Genomic DNA, 18,948 nt, shown 5'->3' with positions numbered 1-18,948 from the left:
CGTGGCTCTAGCCCAACTCGGTCTCTACGGTCTGGCGGTACAACAGCTCATACAGGTGTGCGCCCTTGATGAGGACCGAGGCTTCGACGGGGCGCTCGTTGTCGCTGTAGATGACACGCAACTGCCGGATCACCGGCGTCCCATCTGGAAGGTCCAGTGTCTCGGCTTCCTCCACCGTCGGGGATCGTGCCGAAATCCGGTCGACGAAGGTCCGCTGAGGAAACCCGAGGTCGGCGAGGGCTTGGGGCGCGCCGCCGCGGATCTTCGCGGCCTTGGCCAGGCTGCTGTTGTCGGCGATCTCGGAGGGGTAGTAGGACGCGGACAACTCCACGGGCTGGTCGTCGTGGAGGAGGATTCTGGTGCGGAGGATCGCGGTAGCGCCCGGCGTCAGCTGCAATCCGGCGACGATGTCCGCCGGTGGAACGACGTTGTCGACCTTGAGCAACTGGTAGCGGAACCGGCCTGGTTCGGGCGTGATGTAGGCGGAGGCGTCGATGACGAACGGCTGCCGGTCGCGGACGTAGACGCCTTTGCCGACACGGCTGTCGAGGAAGCCTTCGTCCTTCAGGGCCTTCAGCGCGTGCTGGATGGTGGCGTTCGCTGCGCCGTACCGCTCCACGAGTTGCGCGGTGGACGGCAGTTGCGTACCAGGGCTCAGCTCGCCACGCATGATGAGATCGCGCAGTTCCGCTGCGATTTGCTGGTGCCGGGGCCGGCTGTCACGGGCGCGAGGCAAAGTCGGCTCCTGGAGACGTCGTTAGAGCGATCATGGCGTCAGCTCGTATCGCAGCCGTCGTCCGTCGGCCACCATCGTCATCAGGCTGGCTTCGACAGGCCGTTCGTCTCCGGTGAGGAGCACACGGGCGAGCAGCAGCACGCAGGACGGGTCGTTCAGTTCCAGCGTGGTCCGTTCGTGCGGCGTGGCAAGCCGCGCGCTGACGTCTTCACGTACGCGGCGTGGCCGATGTCCGAGGTCAGCCAGGAGAGCGACGGCTCCGCCAGGGATCTTGCGGGGCTCGGCCAGCCGGGTGCCCCGAGCGATGTTCACCGGGTAGTACGAGTCGACGAGCTCGACTGGGTGGTCGTTGAACAGCATGAGGCGGCGCCGCACGACCACCGGCTCGCCTGCAGCCAGGCCGAGCATGTCCGCCACCATCGCGGAGGCGGACACCTCCTCCACACCCAGCAGCTTCTGGGTTCCCGTACCTCCGTGCTCTGCCGCCTCGGCGCTCCAGGCGTCGCCGCGGTGGCCGCTCACGTACGGCATCGACACGCTCGTCCACGGGCCGGCATCGGTCATCGCTCGCCCTCCTTGCGTCTCCTGGTGGGGGGTGCTCCCACCGTTGACCTTAGTCGTAAGGCAGCAAGGCTGCCCTCGACAGCGAGACCTCAACCTTATTACCTTTCTGATATCGCAGTAAGGTTCACCGGTAGCGAAGGTACTACAGATCGTCACGGCTCGGTTCGGCCCCCGGACTTTCCGTCGCTGCGTCGTTCGTGCCGGTACGAGCAGTTCCGCCGCCAGCGCACATCGGTCCGAGTGCTGTTCGGCATGACCGACGAAGGAGGGCTACATGAAGGCCGCTGAGGAGAAGTGTGTGGCGGACGGCCAGATCACCATCTCGCAGTCGTTCGGTTTCAGCGCCAGCCATGAGCTGAGACTGTTGCCGGCCAGTCACAAGTGCAGCCGCAACCACGGCCACAACTACACGGTGACCGCATCGGCGCTCGTGCACAATGACGGCCCCGGTGACCTGACGCCTCTTGGGGACTATCTGGCCGCGACGTTTGACCACCGATTGCTCAACGAGCAGGTCACCTTCCACCCGACGAGCGAGCTTCTCGCTTCTCACCTTGCCGAGTGGTTCCGGGACAACGTTGAGTCCGCGGTGCCGATCACGCTCGTCGCGATGGTTGTTTCGGAGACCGCGACCACGTCGGCACGCTGTGACGGTGTCACCGGCGAGGTCACGATCTCGAAGACCTTCAAGACCGGCCACGGTGACGTCACGCTGGTGCTGGGGGCGGACGGGCTGGACGAGGTTGGGTTCATCACCGATTTCGGCGACCTGAAGCCGTTCGGGGCTTACCTCCAGGCCCCTGCCGCCGACGCGGGGCTACGTGCCGCCGGCCCTGCGCTGGTCGCCCACCTGGCTGGCTGGTTCGTCGACAACGTCGAGCCGGAGATCCGCGGTCGACTCGTATCCGTACGGGTCGACTCGGGGACCACCACTGGCCTGTGGGAACGAGGCGATGCCTCGTGAACACGCTGACCTTGGCTCCCGAACGGGTAGAGGGTTCTGCAATTCTCACGGAGAAGTTCGAGTCGTTCCAGGGCGAAGGCCCCTGGACAGGGCAGCGCTGCGTGTTCGTCAGATTCTCCCGCTGTAACCTCCGGTGCGGCTACTGCGACACCCCGGAGAGCTGGGACTGGAGCAGGTACAACCCGGTCGAGGTCAGCGACCGAGTCCCCGTCGCCGAGCTGGTGTCGTGGGTGCGCGAGCGCGGCGTGGACATGATGGTGATCACCGGCGGGGAGCCGATGTTGCAGCAGCCCGCCATGACCGCCCTCGCCCGCGGCCTGGCCGACATCCGGGTGCAGGTCGAAACCAACGGCACGGTCGCACCCACACCGGAACTCACCTCCTTGGTCGATCTCTGGGTGGTGAGTCCGAAACTCGCGAACTCTGGCATGACCTACTCCACCCGCATCAAGCCCGAAGCCCTCTCGGCGTTGGTCGCGACAGACCGCGCAGTGTTCAAGTTCGTTGTCACCGAGCCCGACCGCGACCTCGACGAGATCGCCCAGCTCGTCGAGGAACACCACCTGGCTCCGGTGTGGGTGATGCCGGAAGGCACCACCCAGGAGAAGGTTCTGGCCGGCATGGACGCGCTCTACGGCCGGGCCACTGAACGCGGATGGAACGTCTCCACCCGCCTGCACATCCTGACCGGAGCGCGGTGACACCGACTCCCAGACCGAGCACTGGATCGCGGTGCTCGCGGTCACTGTCGCTGCGCCCGGCATGTCGTCCCCGCACCTGCGGGCCGTGGCGCTATCAGGAGCCGCCGCCGCTGACGTCCTTGACCCATTCACCACTCCCGGAAGCGAGGCGAAGTCCGTGACCAACACCCTCGACAGGCTTGCTCCCAGCGAAAGCCAGGACCTGGTGTCGCCGGGCCCGGTCGACACTGAGCGCGTTGCCGATCTTGTCGGCCAGCTCCTCGCCGCGATCGGCGAGGACCCTGGACGGGAGGGTCTGTCGGACACGCCGGCCAGGGTCGCCGCGTGGTGGCGCGGGTTCTTCTCCCCGGAGCCGTCGGCCGCCCCGACCTGCTTCCCCGAGCAACATCTGAGCGGCCAGTTGGTGGTGATCGGCGGCATGAGCGTCTGGTCGCTGTGTGAGCACCACCTGCTACCCATGAACCTGGACGTCGCCATCGGTTACGTACCGGACGGCGAAGTAATGGGCCTGTCGAAGTTCGGTCGAATCGCACAGCAATACGCGGGCCGCCTTCAGGTGCAGGAGCGCTTCACCCGGCAGGTAGCCGACGAGATCGCCGTCGTGATCGGCAGTACCGACGTGGCCGTCGCGGTTCGTGGCACGCATCTGTGCATGAGCGCGCGGGGCGTGCGGATGGAGGCAGCTCGTACCACCACACTGCAGGCCCGCGGCCGATTCGAGAGTGATCCTGTGCTCTCCCAACAGTTCCTCGCCCTCGCCACGGACAGGTGGAGGGTCGCCTGATGGCCAAGAGCATCGCCTTCTCCGCGATCGCCCCGCCCGACTACCTGAACGTCTTCGTCGCGCAGGAGCCCGCCAGCGTCCACCACGTGGCGGCCCAGCGTGTTCTGACCGACGCTGCCTACCGCGCGTTCTTCCACCGCGAGGCGCAGCGGGGTGCGGAGATCATTGTCGACAACGGGGTCTTCGATCTCGGCCACGCCCTGCCGGCCGCCGACCTGATCGCGGCGGCCCACATCGTGGACGCCCGCGAGATCATCCTCCCGGACGTCATGCGCGACGGGCTCGCCACCATCAAGGCCAGCGACGAAGCCGCTCGCGAGATCCTCGACCTCAGCGACGAGTTCCGCCTGTGCGTCGTGCTGCACGCGGCAGACGATCAAGAGTGGCTGCGCTGCTACGACTACTTCGCTTCCAACGAATACGTCGGAGCGATCGCGCTGCCCGCATCACGACGTCCCGCGCCCGAAGACCAGCTCTGCCGCACCCGCTGGGCGGCCACCCGGTACCTGGAAGACCACGGCATGGTCGAGGACCGGATCGTCTATCGGCTGCTCGGCCTCGGCCGCACCGGGCACCTGGAACTCGTCGAACAGCGCGAGCACGAATGGATCGCCTCGGTCGACGGCGCCGCCCCGGTCATCCTCGGCGCGATGGGCATCGAGATGCTGCCCGACGGTCCCTACGAGAAACCCCCGACCCCTCGAATCGAGAATCTGGGTCGGATCCCCGAAGAGCGGTTCGACTTGATCCGGCGGAACATCGCCGTCGTCCGCGAAGCGGCGGGTAGTAGCGTGCGGATCCCGGAGGCGGCCTGATGAGCCTCCTCGCCAACACAATCCCGACCGCGGGAGCCAGCTCGGCGTTGCAGACGTCCCCCATCGCGGTGGACGGGCACACGATGGCCCCGGACCGCCTTCTGCGCTACCTACAGATCAAGGTCCACCACCTCATCCAGGACCACGACTGGGACAGCATCCACGTCGTCGGCGGCTACGACCGCGAAGCCGTGATCTCCACGCACGAGAAGACCGGCAAGCTGTTCAACTTCGAGCGCCCCACCGCCGAGGTCCACGGCCGTGACCTCATCGTCAAGGCGTTCCCCGGTGCCGACTACGTCCACCACTACGCCCTGATCATCGCCACGTACCTGTCCATGACAGGAAAACCGGCCGACACGGTCACCTACGAGTTGCCCGACCCGATGTTGTCCCGCGAGGCGGTGGCGAAGCTCGGCCTCGAACTCGATGGCGACCTCGTGATCGTCGGCTGGGGCCTGGCGCACCTCGCTCCTGCCGACGGAGCGTGGACCTACGGGCACGGCTACGCCTGGCAACGCGCTCAGATCCACGGCCGACGAGTGGTCTACCTCGGGTTCCTCCACAGCATCTGGGGCGACGTCGCCGGACGCGTGGTCACGCGCCTGGCCGAGCTCGGTGCCCGCGACGTCGTCTACGTCGGCAAAGTCGGTGCGCTGAACCCCGACATCGAGCCCAACACGCGGCTGGCTACCGGAAACACAAGCCTCGTCGGCGGCAGCCTCGTGGCGTGGCCTGACTTCTTCGGCGACTTCGCCACCGCCCAACCAGGCGTGCACACCGGCATCCACGTCACGTCACCCTCGATCCTGCTGGAGAACAGGGACTGGCTGACCGAGCACGCCGAGCACGCATTCGTCGATCCCGAGATCGGCCCTATGGGAGTTGCAGCACGCGACGCCGGGATCGATTTCGGCTACCTGCATGTCATTTCCAACAACCTTGCTCGCCACTACCCCGCGGACTTGTCCAACGAGCGTCACAGCGACGTTGTCCGGCGGCGCACCGTCCTAATTAGACAGATTCAAGACATCGTCGCCAACCGACTGGCCGCCCGGCCGATCTGATCCCTTGGAGCGCACCAACATGACGAACGCAGCACCACTTTTCAACCCTGCGCGCGGGCGCGAGATCACGGTCGTCGGCATCGACGGCGCGGGCAAGTCCACCCTCGCCACCCGCCTGCACCAAGCGCTCAACGAGGCCGGCCACGAAACGATCCTGATCGGCAAGCACAGCACCGAAGTCCCGATGGACGCCGAGTTGTCCGCCTACGTCGACAGGCTCAACGCATTGGTCTATCGCCGCGACGCGCGCGTCGCCCAGGCGTGCGGCGATCACTACTGGCTGCTGGCGCTGGCCGCCTGGTACACCCTCCAGGACAAACTCGTCATCCAGCCCGCCCTCGCCGCCGGAACCCACGTGATCCTCGACAACGCCCACCACAAGATCCTCGCTCGCTACGCGGTGAATCCCGACGTCTCCACCAGCCTGGCCGAGCAGGTCTTCGCCCACCTCACCGAACCCGACCTGGTGTTCTTCCTGCGCATCAGCGCCCGCGACGCGCTCGCCCGCAAGGGCGAATTCAGCTCCCTGGAAACCGGCCACTCCGGCGGCGCGGACGAGGACTTCATCCGCTACCAGGACACCGTTCTCGCGAAGCTGCGCGAGCACGAGCAGCGCGGCGGATGGCTGTCGATGGACGTGACCGACATGGACCGCGACGCGGTCTTCAAGACCGCTGCCGAAGCGCTCGCCGACCGCCTCCAGCTCGCCATCTGACCCCGCCAACAGTCATCACGAGGAACGCACCATGCCAGCGACCCGACCAACCGGCGGCGAGTACGTGTGCCACGGCATCACCTGGGCGACAGGAAATCCCCGGCTGCTGCTGGCCCCGCTGCCCGACGGGCCGCTGGTCTACGCCGAGATCATGAACCAGCGACTCGGTTTTGCGGTCGGTACCGGCCGGTGGTGCACCGGCCGGTACCAGTTCGCCGACACGGTGCGCGTCGAGGCCCTCGCGTGTCCCGACCGCGCGCCGACCGAGCAGGGCGACCAGTGCGCTCGGTGCTTGCGCCAGGACGAGTTCCGCTTCGCCCACCAGTTCCACCAGGACGGCAACGTCCCCGCGGCCCTGCGCCAGTACATGGACCAGCCGCACTGGCTCTACCTCGCCACCTTCGCCGACGGCGCCACCAAGGTCGGCACTGCAGCCGAACCACGCAGGCAATCCCGCCTCGACGAACAAGGCGCCCTGATCGCGACCTATCTGACCAAGAGCGCCGACGGCCGCGCCGTACGCCACCTCGAAGACGCCATCACCCGCGGCCTGCAGGTGCCCCAGACCATCCGGGCCTCGACCAAGCTCAAGGCGCTGGCCAATCTGACCGACCTGTCCACCGCGAGCGCGACCCACGACCGTCACGTCTCCCGCGCCGCGGACGCGCTCGCAGCGATGAACACTCCGGCAATGCTGGAGACGTGGACTCCTCCTGCCGAAGGCGACCGAATGCGCGTCGCCGACGGCGTACGGATGCTGTACCCACACGATCTGCGCGACGGTGAGCACGGCTTCACCGTCGTCTCGTGCGTCGGCACCCAGGTGCTGGCCGCCCTGGACGGTGACGACGAAGTGGACTACGTGCTCGACCTCGGCACCCTCAAGGGTCGCCGCATCACGCTCGGCCCGTTCACCTCGCCCGCCGCCGCCTTCCAGAACTCCCTCTTCTAACCGACCCCGGCTCGTCGCGTCCGTCCGCAACGAGCCTGGCCTGCGCCCTGAAGCGAGGTACCCGCGATGGCACCACTGGACGCCCTTCTCGGCTGGGACGAGGACACCACTGCCGAGGCGTACGCCGCCTTCACCCGTGCCTTCCCCATGTATTCGGCCACCAGCCGGGACCTTGCTCGCCGCGCCGATCTCACCGACAGCCGGCTGGTGGTCGACCTCTGCGGCGGAGCCGGCGCGACCGCGGAGGCAATCCTCGAACTCGTGCCGATCGACGCCCAGGTCGTCTCCCTGGACAACGCCGCTGCCATGCAGCGCGTTGGCCGACGCACCCTGGCCGACCCACGCCTGAGCTGGGTCACCGCACCAGCCGAAGATCTGGTCGGCCACGTTCCCGGCGCGGCAGACGCGGTGGTGTGCAACTCCGCGATCTGGAAGACCGACGTGCCACAGGTGTTCGCCGCCGTCCACCAGGTCCTACGACCCGGCGGCCGGTTCGTGTTCAACGTCGGCGGCGGCTTTGCCGGCGTCCGCCACCCCGACGAGACCAATGTGCGCACCGGCCCCTCGCTGAACACCTTGATCCGTCAGGTCGCGGCCCGTGACCACGGCTACGCCCCGCCTCCAGCCGCCGAGCCAGCTCCGAAGCTGCCACTGGACACGATTGCCGACCACCTGTCGGTCGCCGGACTGACCGTGCTCGACACCGAGGTCGTCGCCCAGCGCAGCACGATGGCCGAGAAGAAGGCGTGGTTGTCGATTCCGGTCTTCGCTCGACCCGACGGGGACTTCACCCACGCTCAGCGGATGGACATCCTCGACAAGGCGTACTCGCTGACCACGCCCGACACGCCTACCGTGACGAGCTGGCTCGTGGTTGTCGCACAGCGACCCAGGGAACTACGTTGACCGCCCCGCCACCGACCAGTAGCCACGGCAGCAGGATCAAGTACTGCGACCACGCGGCCGTCGGCGTGCTCATCTCCTCACCGGACGGGCTGCTGGTCTTCGAACGCGCGAGGCCCCCTGCGGGGATCGCGCCGGTCGCTGGTCATGTCGACCAGCACGGAGGCCCCGAGCAAGCCGCCCGCATTGAGGTCGCCGAGGAAGTCGGCCTGACCGTCACCTCACTTCACCTGCTGCTGACCGCATGGCGGCCCAACCACTGCCGCCGACCGACCAGCGACCGCGTGGGCCATCAGTGGTGGATCTATCGGGCCCAGACCTCTGGCCCGATCCGACCCTCTGCCCAAGAGGTGCGCGCACCCCGATGGCTGCACCAAGACCAGCTCCAGCAGCACGCGCACCGCACCGCGGCCTACGCCGAAGGGCAGCTGAGCGAGGAGCAGTTCACCGCGAAGCCCGGCTTGGAGCCGGTGTGGGTTCGATTCCTGCACGAGCTCCAACTGGTGACGCTGCCCGACGACATCCTGAGTCTGATCGACAAGGTCCTCTGACCGTGCACCGGCGACGGGTCTCAGCGCGCCCCCACCACGTTCCCCGCTGCCAATCGGCGTACGTACGCGCGGATACGTTCGCGGTCCTCGGGGAACACGCTCTCCCACGTCTCGTCCAGGTCAACCCACCTCGATGGCTGCCCAGTCTCCCCGCCGAGCGGCACGTCGCGGTCGACGACGGCGCCGTAGGACAGGCTCAGCGTCGGCGCCCAGTCGGCGCGGAAGGAGCGGACAGCCACCGCGGCCGGCATAGGCAGCAGCTCGCCCGCTACGCCGGCCTCCTCCACGAGTTCACGAGCTGCGGCTGCCCGCGGCGTCTCGCCTGGCTCGACCTTGCCGCCAGGCGGCACCCATCCGCGCACGCGGTGCCGTACCAGCAAGACGTGGCTGTACGTCGGGTCGGTGACCCAGACCTCGGCCGCGAGCGGCTTCAGCAGCGACTGGTGGGCGTGGAGCCACGTCTGGGCGTCATCGAACTCCATCGCGGCAAGGCGAGCGTCCGCGACCGCCGCTTCCACGGTCAACTGGTCAATCACCTGACCCAGCCTAAGCCGACGTCGCAGCCGACCCGGACATTGCAGGGGGACAAGGCCCGCCGTGTCCTGGCCTGTGAAGGAACGACCCGGAGGTTGGATGCCCCGAATGGTGGAATCGTCAGCGACGAGTCGCGATATTCATGCAGGTCAAGCTTGGTGACGCCTCAACCGCGCCTCCACGGCACTGCCCGAACGCGCTTGATGACATGGCCCATTCGCAGTTGACTACCTCGGGCTGCGCCGAGAGGGAGGTGCTGCCTTAGCGGCGCGCTCTGTCGAGAGCATTTCTGCCCGAACAACCCAGGGTGTCCGCCCTGTCTCATATCTGGATGCGTCGTAACCGGGCCATGCTGACCATGGCCGTCCACATAGTTGATCGTTGAACTAGAAGGGAAGCGATGGGCACCGATACCACCACCGTGTCGCCGGGGTCGCTGCGCGCGGAGATGGTCGCCAAGGTCCGCAAGTCGGGATACGCGCAGCTCAGTGAGGTCGCGCGGGTCCTGCTGGACACACCACGTCATGAGTTCGTGCCCGACGCCCCACTGGCCACTGCCTACGACCCGTGGCAGGCGGTGATCACCCACCGGTTCCAGGATGGCCGGTCGTTGTCCTGCGCGTCGGCGCCGTGGCTGGTCGCGGCGATGCTCGACCAGCTTCACGTCCAACCCGGCAACCGCATCCTGGAAATCGGCGCGGGAACTGGCTACAACGCCTGCCTGCTTGCCCAGTTGACCGGCCGCGCGGACCTGGTGACCACGATCGACATCGACCCGGACGTCACCGCGAAAGCCAAGCGGGCCCTGACCGCCACCGGCTACGGCGACGTGCATGTGATCACCGGCGATGGTGGGCTCGGCTATCCCGACCACGCCCCGTACGACCGCATGATCGCCACCGTCTCGCCGTGGGACATTCCCGCGCAGTGGTGGCAACAGCTCGCGCCCGGAGGACGGCTGGTCGCCCCGCTGCGCTTCCCTGTCAAGTCAGCGTGTTGAACCGTTTCGTCGGGCGGTGGTGGCGTTCCCAGCCGCCGCTCGGACCGATTAACGTGGGTGCTGAGGGTGCTCAGCCGGTGCGCGAGCCGATGGTCAGGGTGACGGATTGGGATGTGTCTGCGCGGATGAGGGTGGCCGGCACCTTCTGTCCTGGCTGGGTGTGTCGGAGGGCAGCCAGGAGGTCCTCGACGCTGCGGATTGGTGTGCCGGCGAATTCGGTGATGACGTCGCCGGTGCGGATGCCGCTGGCGGCGGCGGGACCGCTTTGGTCGATGCCGAGGACGAGTGCGCCGTGGTCGGTGTGTACGCCGAGTTTTTGTTGGATGTCGGGGGTGAGCCGGCCGAGTGAGATCCCGAGGTAGGGGTGGGTCGCGGTGCCCTTGGTGAGCAGCTGGTCGGCGATGTCGGTGACGGTGGCTGAGGGGATGGCGAACCCGAGAGACACCGCCCCTGCGGCGGGTGGGATGTATGCCTCGTTGATGCCCACGACCCGGCCTTGCGTGTCGAGCAGTGCACCGCCGGAGTTGCCGGGGGAGATCGAGGCGTCGGTTTGAATGAGGTCCACAAGGGACTGGGTTTGGCCGGCGGATCCGGGGATCTCGCGGTGCAGCCCGGAGATGATGCCGGCGGTGACCGAGTTCTCGAAGCCCAGGGGGCTGCCGATGGCCAGGGCTCGTTCACCGGGCCGGGGCAGGTCGTTGCGGTACTGCGGCACGGGCAGGTTCTTGCGGTCGGTGCGCACGACGGCGAGGTCGGTGATGGTGTCGGTGGCCAGGACGGTGCCGGGTGAGCGGGCGCCGTCGGCGTAGGCGATGGTGACCTCTCGCTGGGTTCCCACGACGTGCTGGTTGGTGACCACGACGTCCGGGCGCAGGACGACCCCGCTGCCCAGGTCCTGGCCTGCCTGGACGGTGACCACGCTGGGGCTGACCCGGTCGACCACGTCGGCGTACCCGGCCCCTGGCCCCGCGGGGGCCGGGGTGGTGGTGGCGTTCGGCTGGGCGGGATTGCTCGATCCGGTCGTGCAGGCTGACAGCGCAATGGCCGCCGCCGCGACTGCACCGCAGATCCGCGCCGTTCGAGGGCTAACTGTGCTGTTCATCGCGCGAGGCTCCTCATCGTGGGGGCCAGTGCACCCGCCCAACTCGACCGGGGCGCGGGGCGCGCTGGACCCGACGGGCCGGCCGCTACCTGGCTGGCTAGCTGCCGCAGGCGGCGGATGCGCTCGGCGGTCGGCGGGTGGGTGCTGAACAGCGCCGCCACCCCGTCGTCGCTGAGCGGGTGAGCGATCATGAGGTGGGCGTAGGCGGCGTGTGGAGCGTCGGCGGGCAGCGGCAGCCGCCGTGTCCACTGGTCGATCTTCTGCAGGGCGCTTGCTAGAGCGAGCGGGTCGCCGGAGAGATCCGCGCCGTCGACATCGGCTTGGTATTCGCGGCTGCGGCTGATGGCGAGCTGGATCAGCCCGGCCGCGACGGGGGCGAGGATCAGCATCAGCAGCGCGGCCACCGGGTGGGGTCCGTCGTCGTCCTCGGTGGACGAGCCGATGGGCAGGAACAGGGCGAGGTTGGCCAGGCTGGTGAGGATCCCGGCCAGGGCGGCGGCGACGCTGGAGGTGAGGATGTCCCGGTTGTACACGTGGGACAGTTCGTGGCCCAGGACCGCGCGCAGCTCGCGTGGGGTGAGCAGACGCAGGATGCCGTCGGTAACGCAGACCGCGGCGTGGCGGGGACTGCGGCCGGTGGCGAACGCGTTGGGCTGGGCGATGGGGCTGACATACAGCCGCGGCATCGGCTGGCCGGCACTGGTGGCCAGCTCGCGCACCATCGCATGCAGCTCGGGTGCCTGCGCTTCGTTGACCGGGCGGGCGGCCATGGCGTGCAACGCGATCGTGTCGGAGTAGAAGTAGGCGGCCCCGTTCATCACCAGCGACAGCACGGTGGCCACGATGAGTCCGGTGCTGCCGCCGAGCGCGTAGCCGATGGTGAGGATGAGCGCGGTGAGCACACCGAGCAGCAGCGCGGTCTTGAGCGCGTTGGTGTAGCGCCGCACCATGAGGATTCACCTCCCGTTGTCGTCTGGTGTTGTGGGTTATGACCCGGTGCCGGCGGCTACTCGGTCGGCCGGGTCCTGGCTCGGGCCGGTGTTGGGGTTGTCGAAGCTGACCGTCAGCCCACCGTCGGATAGTCCGATGTGGATGGTGGCGCCGTCGTGCACGTCGCCGCCGAGCAGGGCGCGGCCGATGCGGGTTTCGACCTCGCGGGCGATGAACCGGCGCAGCGGTCGGGCGCCGTAGACCGGATCGAACCCTTGCTGGGCGATGAAATGCCGCGCCGGGTCGGACAGATGGAGGGTCATCCGGCGTTCGGCGAGCCGGCCGCGCAGCTCGTCGGTCATCAGCTCGACGATGCGCTCGATCTCGGCCTCGGTCAGCGGTTTGAACAGCACGATGTCGTCGATCCGGTTGAGGAACTCGGGCCGGAAGTGCCCGCGCAACGCCGCCATCACCCGCTCCCGCGCCTCCGGTTTGATCTCCCCGCCCGCCGTCGCGCCCTCCAGCAGATATTCCGAGCCGATGTTGGAGGTCATGATGATGACCGTGTTGCGGAAGTCGACGGTGCGGCCCTGGGCGTCGGTGAGCCGGCCGTCGTCGAGGACCTGCAGCAGCGTGTTGAACACGTCGGTGTGGGCCTTCTCGATCTCGTCGAACAACACGACCGAGTACGGCTTGCGGCGCACCGCTTCGGTGAGCTGGCCGCCCTCCTCGTAGCCGACGTAGCCGGGTGGGGCGCCGACCAGGCGGGAGACGGTGTGGCGTTCCTGGTACTCGCTCATGTCCAGGCGCACCATGTTGTCGGCGGTGTCGAATAGCGCCGCTGCAAGGGTTTTGGCGAGTTCGGTCTTGCCGACGCCGGTGGGGCCGAGGAAGACGAACGACCCGATCGGGCGGCGCGGGTCCTTGATGCCGGACCGGGCGCGGATGATCGCGTCCGCGACCAGTTGCACGGCCTCGTCCTGGCCGACCACTCGCTGGTGCAGGATTTCGTCCAGCCGCAAGAGTTTGTCGCGTTCGCCTTCTTGCAGGCGGGACACGGGGATGCCTGTCCAGCGCGACACGATCGCCGCGATTTCGTCCGCGGTGACGACTTCACGCAACAACCGCTGCCTGCCCTGCTTGGCCGTCAGCTGCTGTTCCTCGGCGTCCAGGCGGCGTTCCAGCTCGGGCAGCCTGCCGTGACGCAGTTCGGCGGCACGGTTGAGGTCGTAGTCGCGTTCGGCCAGCTCGGCGTCATGGCGCACCTGGTCGATCTCCTGCCGCAGCGACTGCACCTTGCGCAGCGCGGCACGTTCGGCCTCCCACTGCGCCCGCATGGCGTCGGCTTCGGCGCGCAGGTCGGCCAACTCCTTGCGCAACTCCGTGAGCCGGGACTGGCTGGCCGGGTCGGTTTCCTTCGCCAGCGCCGCTTCCTCGATCTCCAGGCGCATCACCCGCCGGGTCAGCTCGTCGAGTTCGGCCGGCATCGAGTCGATTTCGGTGCGCAGCATCGCGCAAGCCTCGTCGACCAGGTCGATGGCCTTGTCCGGCAGGAACCGGTCGGAAATGTAGCGGTGGCTCAAGGTCACGGCGGCGACCAGGGCGCTGTCCTGGATCTTCACGCCGTGGAAGATCTCCAGCCGCTCCCGCAACCCACGCAGGATCGAGATCGCGTCGGCCTCGTCCGGTTCGTCCACGAGCACGGGCTGGAAGCGGCGTTCCAGGGCGGCGTCTTTCTCGATGTGCTTGCGGTACTCGTCGACCGTGGTGGCGCCGATCATGTGCAGCTCGCCGCGGGCCAGCATCGGTTTGAGCATGTTCCCGGCGTCCATCGCCCCTTCCGCGGCGCCGGCACCGACGACGGTGTGCAGTTCGTCGACGAACAGCAGGATCCGGCCCTCGGCGGCTTTCACCTCGTTGAGCACGGCCTTGAGCCGCTCCTCGAACTCGCCGCGGTACTTCGCGCCGGCGACCAGAGAGCCCATGTCGAGGGCGAAGACGGTCTTGTCGCGCAACCCTTCGGGCACGTCGCCGCGGTGGATGCGTTGCGCGAGGCCCTCGACGATGGCGGTCTTGCCGACGCCGGGGTCGCCGATGAGGACCGGGTTGTTCTTGGTCTTGCGGGACAGGATCTGCACCACGCGGCGGATCTCAGCATCACGCCCGATGACCGGGTCGAGCTTGCCTGCGGCGGCGTCGGCGACGAGGTCGCGGCCGTACTTGTCCAGCGCTTCGTAGGCGACCTCGGGCATCGCGGAGGTGACCCGCTGGTTGCCGCGGATCGCGGTCAGCGCCTGCAGGAACCGGTCGCGGGTCAGGCCGTGCTCGTGCAGCAGCCGGCCCGCGGCGGTGGTGGTCCCTTCCTCGATCAGCGCGATCACCAGGTGTTCGACGGAGACGTACTCGTCTTTGAGCCGCTTGGCCTCGCGCTCGGCGGTGTCGAGCAGCCGGACCAGCCGCTGGGTGAGGAAGATCTGCCCCGGTGCGGCGCCGGGCCCGGACACCTTGGGACGGCGTCCCAGTTCGGTCTCCAGCGCGGTGCGCAGCGTGTCCGGGTCCGCCTGGGCCTGGGCCAGCAGCCGCGGCACGAGTCCGTCCGGGTCGTCCAGCAGCGCCAGCAGCAGGTGCTCACCGTCGACCTCGGTGTGGCCGAAGCGCACCGCCTTCGTCTGGGCGTCGTGCAGTGCCTGCCGGGATTTCTGGGTCAAAGGGTCGGTCTTGTCCACGGGTCACCTCCACGGTTGTCGTTGACTACGGCGCAGCGCGCGTTCCAGCTGGTCGACCCGGTCCAGCAGATCCAGCACCAGCCCCAGAGCGGCGTAGTTGACCGAGAACGCGGCGCGCAGTCGCTGCATGCGGGCCAGCCTCGCCAGCTGGTCCGGGGCGAACCACAGCGCCCCGGCCCGGTCTCGCTCTGGGTCGAGCAACCCGAGCGCGACGAACCGGGTCACCAGGTCCGGGTGGGTGCCGGTGGCGCGGGCGAAGGATTCCAGGTCCAGCCACCCACGCCGGTTGTGGTCGGGATCGCGCTGGTAGCGGATCAACGCATAGCTCATCGGGGCACCTGGGATCGAACTGTCGGTCATGACCGCCTCCTCGCCGACGTGCCGCGGGGGTCGAAGGTCGAGGCTGTGGCCAGTTCGGCGAACAGCCGGCGCTCGGCGTCGGTAAGCCGGTCGGGTACCACGATCCGCGCCTCGGCGTAGAGGTCACCGGCCTGGCCGCGCGGGTGGGGCATGCCCTGTCCGCGCAGCCGCAACCGCCGGCCGCTGGAGGTACCCGCCGGGACCTTCACCTTGGTCTGCCCGCCGGGGGTGTCCACCGCGACCGTCGCGCCCAATGCGGCTTCCCATGGCGCCAACGGCAGATCGACGGTCAGGTCTCGTCCGTCGACGCGGTAGCGCGGGTGCGGTGTCAGCCGCACCACCAGATACAGGTCGCCCGCTGCCGCGGCGTTGCCGATGCCCTGGCCGCCTTGCCCGGCCAGCCGGATCCGCTGCCCGTCGGTCACCCCGGCGGGAATGGTCACCCGCAGCGTGCGCGGCCCGTCGGGGCCGGGCAGGGTCAGCGAACGCTGCCCGCCCCGGTATGCCTCCTCGACAGTCAATTCGAGTTCGGCCTCCTGGTCCGCGCCCCGCACGGACTGCCCGCGGGCGCGGGCGGTGCGCTGGCCGAAGATGCTGCCGAACAGGTCCTCGACATCGAACTCGCCGCCGAACCCGGCACTGAACGGCGACCCGCCGAACCCTCCGCCGGGCCCGGTGTTCACCCAGACCCGCTCACCACCGGAACCGGACCGCGCGCCGGTGCCGGCGCGGGCGCGCTGCCAGGTCTCGGGGTCGACGCCCTCGGGCACCTGCCGGAAGTCCGGCCCGAACGCGTCGTAGCGGCGCCGCGTCTCCGGATCGGAGAGCACCTGGTACGCCTCGGAGACCTCCTTGAACCGATCCTCGGCCCCCGGTTGCTTGTTCACGTCCGGGTGGTACTTGCGCGCCAGCGTGCGGTAGGCGCGCTGGATCTCCTCCTGACTGGCGGTGCGCGACACCCCCAGCGCCTCGTAGAAGTCACGAGCCACCGAGCGTCACCCCCTGTCCCGCTCGTCTCGGGATCCGTCATCGGCGGCGCGGGCGGCGACCACGACCGTCGCCGGACGTAGTTGCCGGTCGGCGTCACCGTAGCCGGGGCGCAGTACCTCGACCACGGTGCCGGGCTTGGCCTCGGTGTCCGCGCGGGTGGACACGGCCTCGTGCCGGGTCGGGTCGAACGCCACGCCGTGGTCGTCGCGGCGTGGGTAGCCCAGTCCGGCCAGCACCGTCAGGGCCTGGTCGCGGACCGCGCGGATGCCCTGCACGATCGAGCCGGGGTCGGCGTCGGCGTGGGTCAGGGCGAGGTCGAGGTTGTCCACGACCGGCAGCCAGGCCGCGGCCACCCGGCCGCGCTCGTCAAGGCGTTGCCGTTCGCTGTCTCGGGCTACCCGCTTGCGCAGGTTGTCCAGCTCCGCGGCGGTACGCCGCCACCGGTCTTCCAGCTCGGCCACTTGTGCCCGCAGCCGAGCCACCTCGTCCTCGGGCTCGGCCTGGTCGGCCGGGGCGGCCGGGTCGGTTTCGGGAGCGGGCGGCTCGGCCCGCTCCCGCACGAACCGCTCCTCCCGCGGCTGCTGCTCGCCGACCGTCGCTCGGCCGCCGGGGTCGAGGTGCTCGCCGGGGCCGGAGCGGATGCGGTCCTCGGCCATGGCGTGCCCTCCTCTCACTCGCTGGTGAACTCGGCGTCGATCACGTCATCACCGCCGCCGTCCCGCCGGGCGCCGCCACCGGCCTGATTGCCGGCGGTGCCTCCGGCCGCGGTATCCAGGCCGTAGAACAGCTGCTGCAGCTCCGAAGTCAGCTCCCGCAGCCGCTCGATACCGACGGTGTCGTCCTTGACGGCCTGGTGAGCGTCGCCGATGAGTAGCTCCGCGCGGGCCTTCTCGTGCGCGGGCGCGGCGTCACCCAACTCACCGAGGCGCTTCTCGACCTGGTAGGCGATGGTGTCCAGGGTGTTGCGGGCGTCGACGCGCTCGCGGATCTTGGCGTCCTCGCCGCGGTGCCGTTCGGCGTCGGCGACCATCCGCTCGACCTCACTCTGGTCGAGGTTGGAGCTTTCGCTGATGGTGATGGTCTGTTCGGCGCCGGTGTCCTTGTCCTTGGCGGAGACGTTGAGGATGCCGTTGGCGTCGAGGTCGAAGGTGACCTCGACCTGCGGCACCCCACGCGGGGCGGGCCGGATGTTCTCCAACCGGAACCGGCCCAGCACCCGGTTGTCCGCCGCGCGTTCCCGCTCACCCTGCAGCACCACCACATCCACGGCGTTCTGGTTGTCCTCCGCGGTGGAGAACACCTCGCTACGCCGCGCCGGAATGGTGGTGTTGCGCTCGATCACCTTGGTCATCACCCCGCCCAGGGTCTCCACACCGAGCGACAGCGGAGTGACGTCGAGCAGCAGGACGTCGGACATCTCGCCCTTGATCACCGCGGACTGCAGCGCCGCGCCAAGCGCGACGACCTCGTCCGGGTTGACCGTCATGTTCGGGTCCTTGCCGCCGGTCAACCGGCGCACCAGCTGCTGCACCGCCGGGATCCGGGTCGAACCGCCGACCAGGATCACCTCGTCGATGTCGTTCGCGGTCACCTTCGCATCCGCCATCGCCTGCTGCACCGGGCCCATGCAGCGCTCCACCAAGTCCGCGGTGAGCTGGTCGAACTTCGACCGCATCAGCGTGGTGTTCAGGTGCTTCGGCCCGCCGGCGTCGGCGGTGATGAACGGCAGGTTGATCGTGGTCTGGGACACCGAGGACAGCTCGACCTTCGCCTTCTCCGCCGCCTCGTACAGCCGCTGCAGCGCCTGCGGATCCTTGCGCAGGTCGATGCCGTAGTCCTTGCGGAACTCCTCGGCCAGCCAGTCCACGATCCGCCGGTCGAAATCGTCACCGCCCAGGTGCGTGTCGCCGGCGGTGGCGCGGACCTCCACGACCCCGTCGCCGACGTCGAGCAGGCTGACATCGAAGGTGCCGCCGCCCAGGTCGAACACCAGCACGGTCTCGTTCTTCTTCTTGTCCAGCCCGTAGGCCAGCGCCGCCGCGGTCGGCTCGTTGATGATCCGCAGCACGTTCAGCCCGGCGATCTTGCCGGCGTCCTTGGTCGCCTGCCGCTGGGCGTCGTTGAAGTACGCCGGCACCGTGATCACCGCTTCGGTGACCTTCTCGCCCAGGTACTTCGACGCGTCGTCGACCAGCTTGCGCAGCACCGCCGCAGAGATCTCCTCCGGCGCGACCTGCTTGCTACGCACATCGAACCGTGCCGCGCCGTTCGGGCCGGACACCACCTCATAGGACACCGTGTCCCGTTCGGTGGCCACCTCCTCGAACCGACGGCCGATGAACCGCTTCGCCGACGCGATGGTGCCTTTCGGGTTCAGGATCGCCTGGCGGCGCGCGAGCTGCCCGACCAGCCGCTCGCCCTGGTCGGTGTACGCCACGACCGACGGGGTGGTGCGGCTGCCCTCGCTGTTCGGGATCACGGTCGGCTGGCCGCCCTCCACGGTGGCGATCACCGAGTTGGTGGTTCCCAGGTCGATACCGACTGCCTTAGCCAT

The 18,948-nt window shown here is 68.7% G+C and carries 20 protein-coding genes; 10 read left to right on the top strand and 10 right to left on the bottom strand.

The genetic code is table 11. From position 1 onward, the window contains the following. Positions 1-7 precede the first annotated feature (7 nt). Positions 8-736: a GntR family transcriptional regulator gene (locus DI005_RS07540; protein WP_110341290.1), complete on the bottom strand. Its 729-nt coding sequence runs from the start codon at positions 734-736 to the stop codon at positions 8-10. Between the two features lie 30 nt (positions 737-766). Then, entirely contained in the window at positions 767-1,300 is a 534-nt protein-coding gene (locus DI005_RS07535; protein WP_110341288.1) for a GntR family transcriptional regulator, read from the bottom strand. Between the two features lie 274 nt (positions 1,301-1,574). Between DI005_RS07535 and DI005_RS07530 the strand changes: the two genes are divergently transcribed. From DI005_RS07530 to DI005_RS07490, 9 genes are all read left to right on the top strand, one after another. Continuing rightward, entirely contained in the window at positions 1,575-2,264 is a 690-nt protein-coding gene (locus DI005_RS07530) for a 6-carboxytetrahydropterin synthase (RefSeq protein ID WP_110341286.1), read from the top strand. Further along, positions 2,240-2,965 (top strand): 7-carboxy-7-deazaguanine synthase QueE, encoded by a 726-nt coding sequence (locus DI005_RS07525; protein ID WP_369973563.1) that lies wholly within the window; start codon positions 2,240-2,242, stop codon positions 2,963-2,965. The genes DI005_RS07530 and DI005_RS07525 overlap by 25 nt, the downstream gene beginning before the upstream one ends. 157 nt (positions 2,966-3,122) lie before the next feature. Continuing rightward, positions 3,123-3,749, top strand: a complete 627-nt coding sequence (folE, locus tag DI005_RS07520) for a GTP cyclohydrolase I (protein WP_199542610.1) — start codon at positions 3,123-3,125, stop codon at positions 3,747-3,749. After that, positions 3,749-4,564, top strand: coding sequence for a hypothetical protein (locus tag DI005_RS07515; protein WP_110341284.1), 816 nt, complete (start codon positions 3,749-3,751; stop codon positions 4,562-4,564). The genes folE and DI005_RS07515 overlap by 1 nt, the downstream gene beginning before the upstream one ends. Then, positions 4,564-5,631: a hypothetical protein gene (locus DI005_RS07510; RefSeq protein WP_199542608.1), complete on the top strand. Its 1,068-nt coding sequence runs from the start codon at positions 4,564-4,566 to the stop codon at positions 5,629-5,631. Before DI005_RS07515 ends, DI005_RS07510 begins: the two co-directional genes overlap by 1 nt. A 4-nt stretch (positions 5,632-5,635) precedes the next feature. Further along, positions 5,636-6,346 (top strand): AAA family ATPase, encoded by a 711-nt coding sequence (locus DI005_RS07505; protein ID WP_199542606.1) that lies wholly within the window; start codon positions 5,636-5,638, stop codon positions 6,344-6,346. 31 nt (positions 6,347-6,377) lie between these two features. Beyond that, positions 6,378-7,298 (top strand): DUF2797 domain-containing protein, encoded by a 921-nt coding sequence (locus tag DI005_RS07500; RefSeq protein WP_098085328.1) that lies wholly within the window; start codon positions 6,378-6,380, stop codon positions 7,296-7,298. 66 nt (positions 7,299-7,364) lie between these two features. Further along, the gene (locus DI005_RS07495) at positions 7,365-8,204 is read left to right on the top strand and encodes a trans-aconitate 2-methyltransferase (protein WP_098085325.1); all 840 of its coding nucleotides are present in this window, start codon (positions 7,365-7,367) and stop codon (positions 8,202-8,204) included. Then, positions 8,201-8,752: an NUDIX hydrolase gene (locus tag DI005_RS07490; RefSeq protein ID WP_098085322.1), complete on the top strand. Its 552-nt coding sequence runs from the start codon at positions 8,201-8,203 to the stop codon at positions 8,750-8,752. Before DI005_RS07495 ends, DI005_RS07490 begins: the two co-directional genes overlap by 4 nt. 20 nt (positions 8,753-8,772) lie before the next feature. Here DI005_RS07490 and DI005_RS07485 read toward each other — a convergent pair whose 3' ends face one another. Continuing rightward, a complete protein-coding gene (locus tag DI005_RS07485; protein WP_269467510.1) occupies positions 8,773-9,288 on the bottom strand; it encodes an NUDIX domain-containing protein in 516 nt (171 codons plus the stop codon). Positions 9,289-9,686: 398 nt separating this feature from the next. Between DI005_RS07485 and DI005_RS07480 the strand changes: the two genes are divergently transcribed. After that, the gene (locus DI005_RS07480; protein ID WP_098085319.1) at positions 9,687-10,286 is read left to right on the top strand and encodes a methyltransferase domain-containing protein; all 600 of its coding nucleotides are present in this window, start codon (positions 9,687-9,689) and stop codon (positions 10,284-10,286) included. A 70-nt stretch (positions 10,287-10,356) separates the two neighbouring features. On the opposite strand, the gene DI005_RS07475 is transcribed toward DI005_RS07480, so the two are convergent. From DI005_RS07475 to dnaK, 7 genes are read right to left on the bottom strand one after another with little or no spacing between them, the layout of a single operon-like run. After that, positions 10,357-11,388 carry a S1C family serine protease gene (locus DI005_RS07475; protein WP_199542603.1) on the bottom strand — a complete coding sequence of 344 codons (1,032 nt, stop codon included), beginning with the start codon at positions 11,386-11,388 and terminating at the stop codon, positions 10,357-10,359. Next, positions 11,385-12,338, bottom strand: coding sequence for a M48 family metalloprotease (locus tag DI005_RS07470; protein WP_098085316.1), 954 nt, complete (start codon positions 12,336-12,338; stop codon positions 11,385-11,387). Before DI005_RS07470 ends, DI005_RS07475 begins: the two co-directional genes overlap by 4 nt. Before the next feature lie 36 nt (positions 12,339-12,374). Next, positions 12,375-15,044: an ATP-dependent chaperone ClpB gene (clpB, locus tag DI005_RS07465; protein WP_098085313.1), complete on the bottom strand. Its 2,670-nt coding sequence runs from the start codon at positions 15,042-15,044 to the stop codon at positions 12,375-12,377. A 3-nt stretch (positions 15,045-15,047) separates the two neighbouring features. Beyond that, entirely contained in the window at positions 15,048-15,374 is a 327-nt protein-coding gene (locus tag DI005_RS07460; protein WP_216642006.1) for a chaperone modulator CbpM, read from the bottom strand. Positions 15,375-15,400: 26 nt separating this feature from the next. After that, complete coding sequence (locus DI005_RS07455) at positions 15,401-16,393, bottom strand: DnaJ C-terminal domain-containing protein (protein WP_098085307.1); 993 nt, start codon at positions 16,391-16,393, stop codon at positions 15,401-15,403. Between the two features lie 6 nt (positions 16,394-16,399). After that, complete coding sequence (locus DI005_RS07450) at positions 16,400-17,050, bottom strand: nucleotide exchange factor GrpE (protein WP_098085305.1); 651 nt, start codon at positions 17,048-17,050, stop codon at positions 16,400-16,402. Between the two features lie 14 nt (positions 17,051-17,064). Beyond that, complete coding sequence (dnaK, locus tag DI005_RS07445; RefSeq protein WP_098085302.1) at positions 17,065-18,948, bottom strand: molecular chaperone DnaK; 1,884 nt, start codon at positions 18,946-18,948, stop codon at positions 17,065-17,067.

The organism is Prauserella sp. PE36 (assembly GCF_003311655.1).
GTDB lineage: Bacteria > Actinomycetota > Actinomycetes > Mycobacteriales > Pseudonocardiaceae > Prauserella_A > Prauserella_A endophytica.
This window is presented reverse-complemented; position numbering and strand designations above follow the sequence as displayed.